The organism is Vibrio sp. 10N, from assembly GCF_036245475.1.
GTDB lineage: Bacteria > Pseudomonadota > Gammaproteobacteria > Enterobacterales > Vibrionaceae > Vibrio.
In genome coordinates this window covers 489789-506599 of sequence record NZ_BTPM01000002.1, presented here as the reverse complement: position 1 = coordinate 506599, position 16811 = coordinate 489789, and the positions used below count along the sequence as shown (strand labels likewise).

11 protein-coding genes and 1 pseudogene are annotated in these 16811 nt (G+C 47.8%); 7 read left to right on the top strand and 5 right to left on the bottom strand.

Annotation, left to right across the window (positions count from 1 at the left end):
* The first annotated feature begins 3 nt into the window (after positions 1–3).
* The 3 genes from AAA946_RS18450 (at position 4) to AAA946_RS18440 (ending at position 2499) form a co-directional block, all read left to right on the top strand.
* A complete protein-coding gene (locus AAA946_RS18450; protein ID WP_338166241.1) occupies positions 4–534 on the top strand; it encodes a TRAP transporter small permease in 531 nt (176 codons plus the stop codon).
* On the top strand, positions 531–1829 hold the full coding sequence (locus tag AAA946_RS18445; RefSeq protein WP_338166240.1) for a TRAP transporter large permease: 1299 nt from the start codon (positions 531–533) through the stop codon (positions 1827–1829). Before AAA946_RS18450 ends, AAA946_RS18445 begins: the two co-directional genes overlap by 4 nt.
* Positions 1830–2124: 295 nt before the next feature.
* On the top strand, positions 2125–2499 hold the full coding sequence (locus AAA946_RS18440; RefSeq protein ID WP_338166239.1) for a hypothetical protein: 375 nt from the start codon (positions 2125–2127) through the stop codon (positions 2497–2499).
* Between the two features lie 81 nt (positions 2500–2580).
* Here the strand turns inward: AAA946_RS18440 and AAA946_RS18435 are convergent, their stop codons facing one another.
* Entirely contained in the window at positions 2581–3135 is a 555-nt protein-coding gene (locus tag AAA946_RS18435; protein WP_338166238.1) for a hypothetical protein, read from the bottom strand.
* Between the two features lie 39 nt (positions 3136–3174).
* Positions 3175–4599 carry an esterase/lipase family protein gene (locus AAA946_RS18430; protein WP_338166237.1) on the bottom strand — a complete coding sequence of 475 codons (1425 nt, stop codon included), beginning with the start codon at positions 4597–4599 and terminating at the stop codon, positions 3175–3177.
* Positions 4600–4848: 249 nt separating this feature from the next.
* On the opposite strand from AAA946_RS18430, the gene AAA946_RS18425 reads away from it, so the two are divergent.
* From AAA946_RS18425 to AAA946_RS18415, 3 genes are all read left to right on the top strand, one after another.
* Complete coding sequence (locus AAA946_RS18425) at positions 4849–6828, top strand: peptidase U32 family protein (RefSeq protein WP_338166236.1); 1980 nt, start codon at positions 4849–4851, stop codon at positions 6826–6828.
* Between the two features lie 127 nt (positions 6829–6955).
* Entirely contained in the window at positions 6956–8341 is a 1386-nt protein-coding gene (locus AAA946_RS18420) for a TldD/PmbA family protein (RefSeq protein WP_338166235.1), read from the top strand.
* On the top strand, positions 8341–9684 hold the full coding sequence (locus AAA946_RS18415; protein ID WP_338166234.1) for a TldD/PmbA family protein: 1344 nt from the start codon (positions 8341–8343) through the stop codon (positions 9682–9684). Before AAA946_RS18420 ends, AAA946_RS18415 begins: the two co-directional genes overlap by 1 nt.
* A gap of 819 nt (positions 9685–10503) precedes the next feature.
* Here the strand turns inward: AAA946_RS18415 and ltrA are convergent.
* Positions 10504–11976, bottom strand: a pseudogene (gene ltrA, locus AAA946_RS18410) (group II intron reverse transcriptase/maturase).
* A gap of 704 nt (positions 11977–12680) precedes the next feature.
* Positions 12681–14381, bottom strand: coding sequence for a protein adenylyltransferase SelO (locus AAA946_RS18405; RefSeq protein WP_338166233.1), 1701 nt, complete (start codon positions 14379–14381; stop codon positions 12681–12683).
* 212 nt (positions 14382–14593) lie between these two features.
* Between AAA946_RS18405 and AAA946_RS18400 the strand changes: the two genes are divergently transcribed.
* Positions 14594–15772 carry an MFS transporter gene (locus tag AAA946_RS18400; protein ID WP_338166232.1) on the top strand — a complete coding sequence of 393 codons (1179 nt, stop codon included), beginning with the start codon at positions 14594–14596 and terminating at the stop codon, positions 15770–15772.
* 16 nt (positions 15773–15788) lie between these two features.
* Here AAA946_RS18400 and AAA946_RS18395 read toward each other — a convergent pair whose 3' ends face one another.
* Positions 15789–16793 (bottom strand): substrate-binding domain-containing protein, encoded by a 1005-nt coding sequence (locus tag AAA946_RS18395; protein ID WP_338166231.1) that lies wholly within the window; start codon positions 16791–16793, stop codon positions 15789–15791.
* Positions 16794–16811: the final 18 nt, after the last annotated feature.

Below are 16811 nucleotides of genomic sequence, written 5' to 3'. Positions count from 1 at the left end.
GCGATGATCACCATGCTTAAAACGTTATTTCGATACTGGGAGCACTCAGCCCAGTATCTTTATCATTTATTCGGACTCTTTGCTTGCCTACAGCTTCTCGCGCTTATGTCAGTCACATGTGTCGATGTGGTTGGGCGTTATGTCTTTGGCAGCCCACTTGTCGGAAGCGTAGAACTGACCGAACTATTGCTAGGAAGTCTCATATTTACCTCGTTGCCGTTGGTCACCTGGCGCAAAGAGCACATCAGTGTCGACCTTATGGAGGGTTTAATGAACCACCGGGTGCGTTCGCTTCGCGATGTCCTGTTCAATATCGCCATTGCCATTAGCTTGTTCGCTATCGGTGACAAAGTCTGGCAGCTAGCGACACGTTCCCATCGTTATGAAGAAGTGAGTGAGTATTTGGAGCTCCCCATCTATTACCTGATCTACTTTCTGGCGATCACCTGTTGGTTAACCGCTATTACTTGTGTAGTCCTCATTTTGACTCACCTTTTTGACAAACATTATCCGACGCAAGGACGCCCACAATGATTATTACTCTGTTAGGATTTGCTGCACTGCTGTGCTTGATCTTGCTTCGAATGCCTATCGCTTTTGCCATGGGGGTCGTAGGCTTTTTGGGCTATGCTGCGCTTGGAGACTGGAACTTTAACAGTGCTCTATCAATCAGTGCAAAACGCCTTATCGACACCGCGCAAGATTATGGGCTGTCCGTTATTCCAATGTTTATTTTGATGGGGAACCTCATCACTAAAGCGGGTCTATCACAAGAGCTTTACCGCGCTTGCTACGCATTTTTGGGACACCGAAAAGGTGGTCTTGCGATGGCAACGGTTGCTGCATGTGGTGGCTTTTCTGCGATTTCAGGCTCAAGTTTGGCAACGTCAGCCACTATGGCTCAAGTCGCGATGCCATCGATGCGCAAATACGGTTATTCCGATGGACTTGCGGCGGCATCCATTGCGGCAGGTGGCACACTTGGCATTTTGATCCCCCCTAGCGTAATACTGATCATCTATGCTGTGCTCACCGAGCAAAGCGTCCGTGATCTGTTTGCTGCAGGTTTTATTCCGGGCCTGATGGGCATTCTGCTCTACATCATGGCAACCCGCTTTGTGGTATGGCGAAACCCTAAAGCTGGGCCGTGTGGGGATAAACTGTCACGTCGTGAACGTTGGCAAGCACTGCGCTCCGTGTCCTCCATACTAGGCCTATTTGCCCTAGTCATGGGCGGGATATATGGCGGTGTATTTACCCCTACAGAAGCGGCAGGTGTAGGGGCATTTGGCGCGTTTGTGATTGCCCTTTCGCGCCGAGCACTGAGCTGGCGAATACTCCATGATGTACTTATAGATACCGCTCGAACGAGTACCATGCTATTTGGCGTTGTGATTGGCGCACTCATCTATTCCAACTTTGTTAACAGAGCTGGATTGCCGAGTGAGTTGGTTCATTTCGTCAGCTCTTGGGGAACTGAACCTATCATCATTATGTTGATGATCTTGTGTGTGTATATTTTGATGGGCACCGTTTTTGAAAGCTTATCAATGCTGCTACTCACCATTCCCGTTTTCTACCCACTTGTAGAGAGTCTAGGGTTTGATCTCGTTTGGTTTGGCATTATCGTCGTTGTTGTCACGGAAATTAGTCTGATCACCCCTCCCGTGGGGCTAAACATATTCGTTCTAAAAGGTGTGATCAAGGACATCAAGACCAGCACTATATTTAAAGGGGTGACACCGTTTTGGTGCGTCGATATCGTGCGTTTAGTGCTACTTCTGTTTATCCCAAGCCTATCACTTTGGCTACCTAGCTTGCTTTACTAAGCCAATAGGTAAGAAAGCTATTAACACATAAGGGGCTAGCCGCCCCTTATGTGTTACTTCCTAACCTTCTCTCCACCTCAACACTTCTCACTCCGCACAACCAAATGTGGGTTACACTACAAATAGTCATACTTTTCTGTCATGATGAAGGTTAAATCCAAGTAACCTCATTACACAGATTACTTGGTTATGCACCTGCGTAGTTTTAACAAGGTCTGTCTATTGTGGTATCGACTCTATCTTTATACCTAGACCTATCGCCCAATACATCCCAGTCGAAGGAGTAGATTCAGCGATGAATCAAGAAACAAAAACCATGGAAGTACCCGTTGCAATCGCAGACCGTGTACAGGCCCTAATCGACGGCCACATTGCCAAAGAAAAGTTTAATGCTGAGCGACGCGAGGTCGTGAATAACCTACTCGCTATGGATGGCCTTAGCTGTGAAATGGCTGTATACAGCCTGCCTCAAGATGAACTGATGAATACCTTGCGCTTCGTTTACGAACTATCAGGTACCAACAGTCGATTCGTCAAAAACATCCTGACTCAAACGCGTGAGAATCCGAGTAAGAAACTGTCTGACTCTCAACGCTCATCAGCGAAAAGCTTGCTGTTTAACCTGCTAAACGACCCTTCAGTCGTATCAGCGATGAAAGAGACGTCATAGTCAAAAAAACCGCCTCACCGAATAACACTATCGTGAGGCGGTCACCCTATAGCAATCGTTAGTTATGTGATTGATAAAACCTTATTGTTCAGGTTGCCAGTCCATCATGCTATCGAAGCCACTGCAATTGAGCATGACATCCGATGCTGATTCAATAAACACCTGCTGTGCCGCCGACACGGGATACTCTAAATACTCAGAGCACTTAGCACTTTGCCCATTACCCACCACCACCGTCGAACCAACCTGTAACGTGCATTTCACCAGTTTGTCGAGTGGTGACCACTGATAGCATATTTCATAGTCTTTCCGATAATCCGCCGTTTTACCTGCTGGTTGATTAAACGCCCACCAGTTACCAAATTGGCTACCGGGGTTGGTACTGTTCCAAGCTCGATAGATTGTTACCTCTTCCGTGCTTTGATAAACGGCGCCTTGACACAGCCCTCCAGCCAGAGGCTCACCCATCGCTGTGTCTAATAGTTTTGGGTCATCTACTGATTTGAACTTGCCCGCTAAGGCGCTTGGCAACATCACAGAGCCTTCACAGGCAGGTGCGTTGGCAGAGGTTGTCGCGGGCTGTGTAGCACACCCCTGTACCAACACCACCAGCGCGCTCGTAATTAGCCATTTCATTGATTGCTCCCTATTTATTGCTCCGAACATGGCGCCTCCCTACTTCACTTCTTTGCCAGTCGGTTTTTGGTGAGTAAAGTCATGGCGTGTCTCGGACTTAAATATCACACCTTCTTTGCGAAGCTTCGGATCGCTGGCTTCATCAAACAAGAACACGCCCTGGTCTACCCGTCTGCGTAACACGACTTCGATATATAACGTTTCGTTTGGTTGCAAGAAGGAATCGACCGCTGCATTATCGACTCGATATTCCACCGGATGATAGAAGCTCATCCCCTTGCTTGGTCTCGCAATCACACGGAAGCCACTAAGACGGGTTTTAGTGATGACGTCGTAGTTAACGTAGAACACCAAATGATTGGGGTTTGCAGCATTCTTTTGCCTATCCAAGAAAAACCCCTTTGCAAACCCTTTGGGATCCCGATTCTCACCCGCTAATAGAATGATGTCGCAGTCGGTGACCGCTTGCCCTTGATCGTCTTGCAGGACAAACACTAAATTGATAAAGCGCTTAGCACGCGCCTGTGTTGTTGCGGTCAGAGTCGCCAATGACTGGATTCTCGATTGATAATCTTGAGCGCTGTTAACCTGCAAACATTGTAAAATCTCGCCCACTTGCGGTTTGCTCGATGTCGGGCTGACCACACTGCGCATAATCCCTTTGTCTTTCCCCGAATGACTGGCTCTTGGAACCACACCAAGCGGCACAGGTTGTGGCCGCTGAACCCCTCCATCGAGTGAAAGTAAGTTAACCATTAGATCCTCTTCTCCATGTTTGACCTCATCTTGTTGGTCACTCTCAACAAATTTGACCATGGTGTAATTCATGTTTGCACCCGAGACTCGAACCACTCCATCGGAGCCTGGCTCGGTGAGGTAACTGTTTATGAAGTCATAAAAGGCTTTATCGATGCTTTCACCGGTCAATACAAATGGATAGAAGCCATTGTTTGCGGGTTGATAGTTTAAGTAGGCTTTGGAAAGATCAATTTGCGGTTGGCTACCGAGGGACAGCCAATCAAGAACTTGTTGTCCTGGTTCAATATCATCGAACCACGCTTTGATGCGCCCCACTCGCTGCTTACCCAATGCAGCCAGAGGAGAGCCATGGTTAGCTGGCGCTAACATAATTAGATGATTTAAGGGACTTTGAGCTAAGTGCTCGCTGCCATAGTAACGCTCTAGCCACTCGCGAACGACCGGGCCACCAGTTGAGTGAGTAATGCACGAGAATTCCGCAATCCCGCCGTCTAGCGGAATGGTGTCTCGCAATGCACTGTCGAACGCTCGAGTAATGTCCCCCATATTTACTGTGTCATCAAAGCTGATATATCGTCCCAACCAAACATGTTTGATATCGACGGATAATCCAAAATCAGCCGCTTGTTTGGCAATGGCCTCTGGAAGCAGCCCGTAGGTGTTGGTGTCTGTAACGCTCCATCCGTGTACAAAAATTACGATCATAACGACCTCCCATCATTAACAATGAGCCAGAGCTAAGACCGAATTTTGCTCTCTAATTCCCACCCAGTACCGCTGCAAACACCCTATACCCTGACGACTAGTATTAAAGCTAGACGAGTAAGCGTGATAACTTTTGAACTGAGATCACATAGTCAACTAATTACATAAATATCGATACTCACGAAATTGACACGAAATTTGTGGCAATTTGCTGTAGACTACGGCCTCATTTTTTCTAGGGGTATGGTCGTGACACGAGATCAGTTTGAATTGTTGGCACCGGGTGGTGATGTAGAGTCAATCAAAGCGGCCATCGCGGCAGGGGCAGATGCCGTGTATTGCGGACTGGATCGATTTAATGCCAGAAATCGCGCCGCCAACCTAACGCTAGACAACCTTACCGGGGTATTGGAACTCGCTCACGCGAATCAATGCCAAGTGTTTCTAACGCTCAACGTCCTGATCCTAGAGAGCGAAATAGCGGCGGTCATGCGCCTATTGGCGCAGCTGGTTAACACCGATATTGATGGCGTGATTGTCCAAGATCTTGGCTTGGCGTATCTGGTTAAACGTCATTTCCCTTCTCTCGATGTCCATGCGTCAACGCAGCTTAACACCCACAACACGGGGCAGATTGAGTTTCTCAAACAGATGACAGCCAGCCGCGTAAACCTGTCACGTGAGCTCAATATCAATGAAATCGGCCATCTCGCCAGCTTTGGACATCAGCACGACATGTTGATGGAAGTGTTTGTGCATGGGTCGTACTGCATCGGGTTCTCTGGGCTTTGCTATATCAGCTCTGCACGCAATGGAGCGTCTGGCAACCGTGGTCGTTGCAGCCAACCTTGTCGTGAACAATATCAAACCACCAAACAAGGCTACGACTATCCACTGAACCTCAAAGACAACTCAGCTTTTGGAGATCTGCAAGCGCTTGCCGATGCCGGTGTCTATTCATTGAAAGTCGAAGGGCGCATCAAAAAGCCTCACTATGTTTATACCGTGGTCGATAACTGGCGTAAGCAAATTGATCGTCTGTGTGATGGAAAGACGCTATCAGAAGATACCAGCGAACTTTACACTGTATTCAACCGCGATTTCTCAAACGGTTTTTTGCAGGGTGACTATGGTAAAAACATGTACATCGACAACCCGAGAGACAACGCGGTTACGCATTTCTCTAAGGTTTATCAATGTACCAGTACCGAGCAAGTTCAAGCGGTTAAGCAGCGCCTTTACGACAAGAAGACCGACATCATTCAACATGTCGACGCGCAAATTGCCGCTATGGATATTAACTCAGACCGCCCGTCAGCCAGTCTTAAAGGGGCAATTGACACGCCAGTACTGGAAACATTACCCCAGAACAATGAACTGAGCCGTCAAAAGCCATTGTCAGTGCTGATTTCTGAGCCGGAAGACACTGTGCTATGCAGCGAGCCAGAAGTTGAAGTGTACTTCCAGCTGCCTATGGGTTTGAGCGCTGAACTATCTACATTGATCGCGCTATTTGAACGTAACCCAAACTTAAAGCCCTGGTTCCCCGCTATTTTAATTGGCGATGACTTCGAGGCGGCAAAAACCTTCCTAGAAACCATTAAGCCTTCGCTGCTTATTACCAATAACTCCGGCGTCGGCTACCATGCGCAACAGCTAGGTCTGGCGTGGATCGCTGGGCCACAAATGAACAGCACCAACTCCTATACATTAAAATGCCTGCAGGAAGAATACGATGCTGCTGGCGCATTTTTGTCTAATGAGCTCAGCAAAAAGCAGCTACGCTATGTTCGCAGACCAAACGACATGCGTACCTTCTACAGCATCTATCATCCAAATACATTGCTCACTAGTCGCCAATGTTTGTTCCAGCAGACCGAAGGCTGTAAGAAAATCAAAATCAACAAAGGCTGTTTACGACGTTGCAGCAAGAGAACGTCAATCATCAACCTTAAAGACAACCCTTACGTGGTTCACAAGCAAAAAGGCTCGCACAACAGCCTTTACAGCGAGCACAATATTTTGAACCTGGAGGTTCTGGCTGACCATCGCGATCTCATTACCGATGCATTTATTGATCTAAGAGATATTCAAACGGAAACCAAAGTAGACGGTAGCAAACTTGAAGTAATCAACGCCTTCAAAGCGATACTTTTAGAGGACGACAACAGTATTGTAGACAGCCTGATTCAACACACCAGCAACCGACAATACCATAAAGGCATTTAGTTGGTGGCAGGCCCTCACCTTAGAGCATGATATTCAACAAGACCATTTGTTTGAAAAATGTTAACATTCTGATATGCCTCAACTTTCATTGAGGCTCTCTCGGACGTTCCACGAGCAAGGAGATTTCATGCTTAATTCTGTAACGGCGAAAGCAGTGATTGACCACGCCCTATTCCTAGGGGCAGATTTTGCTGAGCTTTTCGTCGAGCACCATCAGACTAATTCGGTCCAAATTGCTTCTGGCGAAGTGGACAAAGTTAACTCAGGTATCGATTTTGGTATCGGGATCCGCCTATTCTTCGGCCACAAAGTGCTGTACGGCTACACCAACAGCACGGACGAGAGCGAGCTAAAACGCGTCACGTCGCTTCTGACTGCAAAAGACAAGCGTGAGCAAATCGCTACAGCAGGTGCGATTAACCTTAACCGCTACCCTGTTCAGCACGGTTGCCGCCTGCCACTTAGCAAAGACGCCAACCTAGATTCTAAAATCGCCTTTCTACTTAAAACCGACGCAGCTGCACGTGCCGAAAGCGAATACATTACCCAATTCATTGGCAATGTTTTACAGCGCGAACAACAAGTTTCCATCTTCAACTCCGAAGGTCTACATGTTGATGACACGCGCCACTACATTCGTGTATCGGGCAATACCGTAGCGCAAAAAGGTAACGAGCAATCTTCTGGCTCAGAAGGTCCAGGCGCGCTCTCGGGTTGGGACTTTAGTGAGCAGCTTGATGCTCAAGAGCTTGGACAAACCATAGCTAAGCAAGCATTGATCAAACTCGGTGCAGATGCGTGCCCTTCTGGGGAAATGCCTGTGGTGATTGGCAACGGCTTTGGCGGCGTTATCTTCCATGAAGCGTGTGGTCACCTACTTGAAACTACATCAGTAGCCAAGAAGGCCTCTGTCTTCCATGACAAAATGGGCGAGATGATCGCTCATACCGCAGTGAGTGCTGTAGATGATGGCACCATGACCAACGAATGGGGCTCTATCCACGTTGATGACGAAGGCATGGCGACTCAGCGAACGCAACTCATTAAAGACGGCAAACTGACCAGCTTTATGGTCGACAAAATGGGCGGCATGAAGACAGGCTTTGAACCTACAGGCTCTGGTCGTCGCCAAAACTACAAGTTCGCTCCTACTTCACGTATGCGTAATACCTTCATTGAGGCAGGTGAACATTCTCTTGATGATATGTTGGCAGGCGTTGAACGTGGTATTTACGCGAAGAAAATGGGTGGCGGCTCAGTACAGCCAGGTACGGGGGAATTTAACTTTGCCGTTCGTGAAGCTTACTTGATTGAAAACGGCAAAATCACCAAACCTCTCAAAACCGCAACGCTGATTAGTACCGGACCAAAAGTGCTCAAAGAAATCAGCATGGTTGGTAAAGATATGGCACTTGCCCCTGGCATGTGTGGCTCTGTAAGCGGTGCCGTGCCGACAACGGTAGGTCAGCCTTCGCTGAAAGTCGATAACATTCTTGTGGGAGGTGGTAACTAATGAGCCAAGACAAACAACTTCTTGATGCCGTCGATTACGTCCTTTCCGAAGCCAAGCGCCAAGGTGCCGAAGCCGATGTCATCGTCAATCGCAACAACAGCTTTTCCCTGAAGGCAAACCAAGGCCAACTGGATGAGTACAAAGTGAGCTCAAGCCAAGTCCTTGGGGTTCGCGTTGTCAAAGATGCGCGCATTGCCACCAGCTACTCGGAATCGTTAGAGCCTACAAGTCTAGATTTGATGCTCACCAACGCTCTACAAAGCGCACGTTTCTCTAAGCAAGACGAGCATCAAACCATCAGCTGTATCGACAGTAAACTGACGACAGATGTCGCAGAGATTACTCAGCAAGATACCACTTCTGCCGATGAGAAGATTGAGCTATCACTTGCATTAGAGCAAGGGGTTGTTTCCCTTCCCCACGCATCAAGCGCACCCTACAACGGTTATGCCGATGGAGAGAGTCAGCTTATTCTCGCCAACACGCAAGGGACACTTTGTCAGCATTTTGAGCGCTCATTTAGCTGTTACGCGTACACGCTATTTGAGAAAGACGGCAAGCAATCCATGGCGGGTAAAGTCTCGGTGGGTCGCCGCTTTGATGAGCTGAATCCGAACTACTGTATCGAACAAGGCTACAACCTAGCGCGAGATTTGCTCGACGGTGCTCCGGTTGCTACTGGTGAGTACTCGGCGATTTTTGACATCGGTGCGCTTAGCAGCTTGTTCGGTGCATTTGGCTCAGCATTCTCTGGTGTTAGCGCCATGAAAGGCATCACGCCCCTCGGTGACAAAGTCGGCCAATCCATTGCGAGTGAGCTGATTACTCTGACCGATATTGCGTATATGCCAAACGGCATGGCAATCGCCAGCTTCGACAGCGAAGGCTTTGCGACCCAAGACAACGTGCTAATTTTGGGCGGAAAGCTCAATACACTCTTGCACAACAGCCACACCGCTAGCTATTTAGGCGCTGTATCAACCGCCAGTGCAGCACGCGGTGCGAAATCTAGCCTAGACGTTTCCGCCAACCACAAAGTCATTGCCACAGGCCAAAGCAGTGCTGCTGAAGTTAAAGCGGGTGAATATCTTGAGCTGATTGAACTTCAAGGCGTCCATTCCGGAGCGGATCCAGTCAGCGGCGACTTCTCATTTGGTGCCAGCGGCTTCTTGTGTCGTGATGGCGTGAGAGTCCAGCCAGTACGTGGTATTACAGTTGCGGGTAACTTCTACAAAATGCTGCAAGAAGTCGATGCGGTTGGTAACAGCCAACTGATTAACGACAGTCGAACTTTCTTTGCGCCGGATGTGAGGTTTGCTCGGTTGAGTATTGGTGGTAAGTAGGTAGTGATAAAGCCCAGCGAAAACGCTGGGCTTTTTAGTGATATGAAGTTCAAAAACAGCTTGCCGTCATCCCCTTGCAAAAGGGGATCTCATTCAGCGCGTCGCCAAGCTGATTTACGTGACTTAGTCTCAGATTTTTAGTTATCTACACGCGGTAGGAGGTCCTCACTTTCGTGAGGATGACGGCTACTGGGGCATGTTAAAAACGAACGGACGTAGACTATTTTTGTCCAGAGGTATTTTAGCGGGACTTGCGCTAACTCGCCTTTGCCCCATTCGGTGCTTCAAGCCATACCAAAAATCACCGTCATCCCCTTGAAAAAGGGGATCTCATTTAGCGCGTTGAAAAGTTGAATTACGTGACTTAATCGAATATTTTCAGTTGCCTACACGTGGTGGGAGATCCTCACTTTCGTGAGGATGACGGCTACGTGAGGCATGTTAAAAACGAGCGGACGTAGACTATTTATGTCCAGATGTGTGCTAGCGGCGCTGTAACACAAAAGTGCCCCATTTCGCGCTTCAACCCAACCCCCAAATCACTGTCATCCCCTTGAAAAAGGGGATCTCATTCAGCGCGTCGTGAAGCTGATTTACGTGACTTAATCGAATATTTTCAGTTACCTACACGCGGTAAGAGATCCTCACTTTCGTGAGGATGACGGCTACGTGGGGCATGTTAAAAACGAGTGGACGTAGACTACTTTTGTCGAGTAGACGACACTTGTTACCAAGTGCCGTCCCTCTAAGAACCGTACGTGCAACTTTCACTGCATACGGCTCAAGCCTCCGCTAAGGCATCGTTTGATACCCAGCAACTCATAAAGCAGTTGGAACAGGTTCAACCCAAGAGTTTCGTGCTTGTCTCTTTGATTTCCGCTTAGCCAAGTATTCTTGGTAATCGGGGTCATAAGGAGTCGCGGCGCTTCGGATTTTCACATGTCGCTCTATTGGCACTTTTGCGATTTGGAACAAGTTGAAGTGACAGTCCATGTTCATAATTTTCTGCCAACCATGAAATTGCCATTGGCCTTTTCGGTTGAGGAAATATTTGTGAACAACCCAGTCTTTAGACTTGGTTGGATGACGTCTAACTGCCCAGTGCCATAGCGCTTGGAATAGTTTGTGGCCTACATACCCAAATACTTGTTTAGCAACGCAATGGCGATAGTAATTCGCCCATCCTCTAAGTTTTGGATTTATCATCCTGATAAGATCATTAACGGGGATAGTGGCGTGCTTTTTGACAAGTTCACGTAGATTCCTCAAGAATAACAGCGTGTTGGACTTGCTCGGTTTAATGAGCAATTTCCCTTTATACTTCCTATGGTTGAAGCCCAGAAAGTCAAAGCCATCATCAATATGAGTGATCTTCGTTTTCTCTTCGGATAGGGTTAACCCTCTTTCAGCCAAAAAGTCAGCAATCAACGGTTTGATATCATTCACTAGCACTTCCTTTGAAGAGCAAGTGACCACGAAATCGTCAGCGTAACCAATGAAGTTAGCTCTAGCTCCTTTTCTGAGTGCTGTGGATTTTATGCGTTGCTCTAGCCCTGCGAGAGTCATTAGCATCAAGGTTGGGGATATTATCCCTCCTTATGGCGTACCCTCATCGGTGTCGTAGAATAGGCCTTTATCCACAAAACCAGACTTTAGCCATTGCTTTAACATTCGTTTATCTACAGTGATATTGTCCGTAAGCCATTGATGCCCGATTTTATCGAAGCAAGCTTTGATATCACCCTCAAGAACCCATTTTGCTGATTTCTTCAGAGCCAAGCATTTAAAGCATTGACTGATGGCGTCAGCGGTGCTTCGGTTTGGTCTGAATCCATAGCTGTTGAGGTCGGCAAGTGTTTCAGAAACAGGCTCTAGTGCAAGCAGGTGGAGCGCTTGTTGCGCTCTGTCTATCATGCACGGAATACCTAGAGGTCTGAGTTTGCCATTCTTTTTGGGGATGTAGATACGTTTGAGTGGTTGTGCTTTGTAAGTCTTGCGACTCAGTTGATTGACTGCTTTCATACGGCGTGCATCTGTGTTCCAGATGACACCATCTATTCCAGGCGTTTTACTGCCTTTATTTTGAGAGACTCGCTTAACAGCTAGAAGTTTTGCTGAGCGAGAATGAGTCAAGATCCACTGTAAGGACTTTACCTTACCGTAATTCTTTTCTCTTGTTGCTTTTGCGATACGCATTTGAAGCTTTAGTACGTGTGCTTCAGCGGATTTCCAGTCAATGGACTGCCACTGAGTACAGTCAGAAGATGCACTAATCTCTTTTGAGATCATCATTTGCTTTTCTCCTTAAATAAAGTTCTTCAAATTCTCTCGCAATGGGAGACCAGTCGGAAGTGGGCTCACTTTCGTGATCAGGCATTAGCCTGTATCTGCATCATTACAATGCAGTTTTCGCTTTTTCCGACCTCCTATACCTGCATCACTATCGGTCGCAGAGACTTTCCCATAGGGAGTGATACAGGCTTACCGTGTTCCGTATGTCACGCAATATCAGGTTAGATGCCCGCTATGGTGCGGAGAGCTCAATGATCACGAAAGAGTATTGGACAACCTCTTTCCTACTCTCGTTGCCTTTTGGCTACAGCGTATTAACCACTTCCGCTGCTTCATCACATAACGCACCTTAAACGGATTCACATATGTTCATCATACTGACTACCTAGCACTTACCCAATTCGTGGTTATTAGGAGGATCTTCTTCTCACGATTTCGATCCCGAGCAATTGTTGAACTGCTCTTCGTTACATTGTCAGAGCCGCTAATTTTTTTCAGGCTCGTAGGTTCATCTGGTGATACAGATGGTTCACTCTTAAAGCGGTGAACAGCGCTTCATACGACTTCACGTCGCACGCCCAAAAGAAAGTTACAAACCCTTCCGAGCACCAACAATCAAATATCGTGTTGAATGGCGTTCATTTTTAGTTGACTTAGAGCGGTGCCGTATAGCTCCGCTCTCTGTAGAAACTATGACCAACTCATTAAGACGAACAACTATAATGCGTCACTCCACCTACATCGAAAAGCTCCAATGGACGACGCTGGTCATACTTTGTTTCCACCTCTTTGCTTTGCTCACCATAGGGATCAGCAAACACCTGTTGCAGTTCATGAATAAGAGAATACTCTCCCTGCTCCGCTTGCTTATAAGCAGGCACCACTAGCCATTCACGCCAGGTGTACTTTGGGTTAACTTGTTTCATTTGTGACGCGATTTCTTCTGCGGTTGCAGACGGTAGCATTTCACGCCATTTTGTAAGCCACGCTTGCCACTCGGTCATGGTGTCTTCATTGGGTTCAGTGTAAAAACCTGGCGCAAGCTCAGAAGCGTTGTCAGGTAGTTTGGAGAGTTCGCGGAAGAATATTGTGTAGTCAACATGCGTCATCATCATGAGTTTGAATAGTTGCTGCAGTAAGTCACCATCAAATTCTTCTAGACCAAGCTTCTTCGACCACATATCGGTGAGTTTGGTTTGCATGACTGATGAGAACTCATCTTGAATGAGACCAAGTTGTTCTACCGCTGCTGAATCCGAAGCAATAAGCGGCATCAGCGCTGAGCAAAACGACTCAAAGTTTTTCTCGGCCGCTAAAGGCTGATTAAAAAACGAGAAGTGACGACCGCCACCAGTCCATGGCTGGAAATACGGTTCGAAGCGTTCGCAAAAACCAAATGGACCAAAATCGAGGGTAAATCCGCCAACGGCGCAGTTGTCACTGTTAAAGTTGCCTTGGCAGAAGCCGACTCGCATCCAGTGCGTCACTAACGTGGTTAAACGCTCTCTGAAGGCAGTCGCGAGAGTGAGAACTTTCTCTGCCATGGGCAAGTTTGCATCCACGTGCTGCGAATACTCGCGTTCTATAGCGTGTTCAACGATTTGTTCGAGCTCTTGCATTGCTGTTGGGTGAGCTTGACTGCGTGCTCGACGAGCAAACAACTCCAGTTGGCCGACACGCAAAAAAGATGAAGCGACTCGGGTGGATATGGCTACGGGGTTCGAGACCATAATGTCCGGGTTTTCCGCGTGCGATCCTTCCCTATACCAAGGACGATCAACGGTTTCTGATTGAGAGGCAAATAAGCACAGCGAACGTGTAGACGGGATGCCAAGTGCGTGCATAAACTCCTGAGCTAAGAACTCACGAACACTAGAGCGTAATACCGCGCGGCCGTCTGCGCCGCGGCAATATGGCGTCGTGCCGCCACCTTTAAGCTGCATTTCCCAACGCTTGCTGTTGAATACACCTTCAAACACCGATACTGCACGGCCGTCACCATAGCCGTTACCCGTTTTAAATGGGCATTGCTGTGTGTACTCAGTGCCATAGATGGAGAGCGCATAACCGGTTGCCCAGCCAAACGGCATCATAGGTGCTGGAACAGTGGACATATCCCCGGAGAACATAGCTGCAAAGTCCGGGTTGTGCACAAGCTCCGGAGCCAACCCTAATTCTTCAAACAGACTGACACTGTGACTGACATACACTGAGTCAGCAATTGGCGTTGGCTTAACTGGCACGTAATGCCCAGAGAACACTTGTCTTGGCCAAAAATCATCGCCGCTAGCGGTCGCCTCTGGGTCGGGATTAAGCACTTCTAACAAGGAGTAGCTTGCCGCGTTGGCAAGTTCATCCATGTTCGCTATCGATTTGAGATTCTGTGGTGCCGCTCGTTCGCTCATCGTCAATCATACTCCGTGCAATGATGCGTGTATCGTTGTTGTCATGATACGAAGATAAACCCATAAAGCCCAATAACCTTCTGATATAGTTTGATTCATTTAGTTTTACCCTGCCCCAGATAAGGACATTGAGTAACAGTAGCCAAACAGCTCGGTATTGGCGTACTATCGGAGGTTCTTCGCATTTGCCTCTCTCTTATTATGGATTATTAATGGCTCAAGGAATCCGCTACAAAGTCATTCTTCTCGCGTGTCTTATTATCAGCATTGGTCAACTTAGTATGGGGTTGGTGCTGCCATCACTCCCTTGGATAGCCAAAGATTTTGGTATCACACTCGATCAAGCTCAACTGCTGGTCGGTATCTATTTGCTGGGGTTTGGTCCATCACAATTCATTTACGGCCCTATTTCTGACGCGATAGGCAGAAAAAAAGTGCTTCTGGCTGGCCTCATTATTGCGCTACTTGGACTCATTCTCATCATTAGCATGAACCATTCCTTTGAAGGCATGGTACTAGGACGTTTTCTACAAGGTATTGGTACTGGTTGTTGCGCGGTTCTGGCACGAGCCTCGACTAGAGATCAATTTAGTGGGGCCGAGCTGCCTATCGCACTGTCGTATATTGCGATGGCGGCTTCCATTACTCCGGTGATCGCTCCGGTACTCGGTGGCTTTATCAACTTCCACTTTGGATGGAACATGGTGTTTGTGTCGCTATTTAGCTATGTCGCTCTCGCTTGGGTGATCATCACTATGCTGTTTAAGGAGACCATAGCTGAAAAATCGTCGATCCCATCCTTCAAGCACATCATAAAGCAGTATGGGCAATTGCTAAGTTCCAGCTACTTCATCAGTTTCGCGAGTATCAGTTGGCTCAACTTCAGTCTTATGATTACCGCAGTGTCGGTCATGCCATTTATCATGCAAAACCAAATTGGAATGAATTCGGATGAATATGCGCTATGGGTACTGATCCCAGCGCTAGGCATGATTGGCGGTACCACCATTTGCAATCGCATTCGACCAATCATTGGCAACAAGAGGATGCTGTTGTGCTCACCTGCTCTGCATATTGCTTCTGCCATTTGGCTGTTTGTTTGCCCTATGGAGCCTTTGTATATCATGCTTGGACAAATGCTGATGATTCTAGGAAATGGCATTGCCCTGCCCTGTGCTCAAGCTATGGTGATGTTGCCCTACAAGAAACAAGCTGGGGCTGCCGCCGCGCTCTCCGGCGGTGGACAAATGATTGTCTCGTCCCTAGTCAGTATGGGCTTGGTTAAACTTGGCCTAAGTCAGCCTTGGCATTTATCGGTGGTGATCGCGCTATTCGCGTTGGTAACGATAGGTAATATCGTTCGCGGCTTTCGTGTCACTCAGCCTCAATAGAGGCTGAGTTCTAACATCAGTTGAGCCTTTTCACACTATCGCGCACAACCAGTGATGGTTCCAGTTGCACTACATCGGCGGGAAGATTGGTCTTATCTATTTTCGCAAGTAAGGTCTCAACCGCCGCTTTACCCAGACGGTATTTCGGCTGGTGAACGGTAGTGAGTGAAGGCGTCATGTATTTGGCAATATGAATATCATCGTAGCCAATAATGGAAAGATCGTTCGGAACTTGAATGCCCTTTGAGTGCGCAGTGTTCATCGCCCCCATCGCCATCATATCGTTACAAATGAACAGTGAAGTAGGCAAAGTACCTCGGTTAATTAATGCCTCCAGTGATTTAGCACCACCATCACACTCAAAATCCGACTCAATGATCCACTCTGGATTAATCGCAATTTGATGCTCAGCGAGTGCCTTTTTGTATCCCTGATAACGCATTAGCGCCTGATGACGATTGAGTGGTCCCGTGATACAGCCGATCTCGGTATGCCCGCTTTCGATGAGATATTTGGTCGCTAGGTAGCCACCAAGAAACGAGTTATCCTGAATCTTGTCACTCTCAAAATGCATAGGTCCCCAATCCATGACCACCACAGGGATGGATGGGTACTGGTCAAAGATATCCAGCTTCTCACCTTCCAGCGTTGAGCACATTAAAATCAAGCCATCGACTCGCTTTTGTAGCAAGGTATCGATGGATGCCTTCATACGCTCGGTGTCGCCTTCGGTGTTACACAGAATCAAGTTATAGTTTTGATGGTAGCAACTGCGCTCGACCCCTTTTACCACCTCGCCAAAAAATGGGTTGGTAGAGGTGGTCACTAACATTCCAATTGTTCGTGTACGATTCATCTTTAAGCTACGAGCCAATGCTGAAGGCGCGTAATTGAGCTCCTTCGCCGCACTATTGACGCGCTCAGAAATCTCTTCACTGACGAATCGTGTTTTGTTGATGACATGGCTCACGGTCGAGGTAGACACTCCCGCGAGCCTTGCTATGTCCTTCATCGTTGCCATCGGGCAAGGCTCTCCACT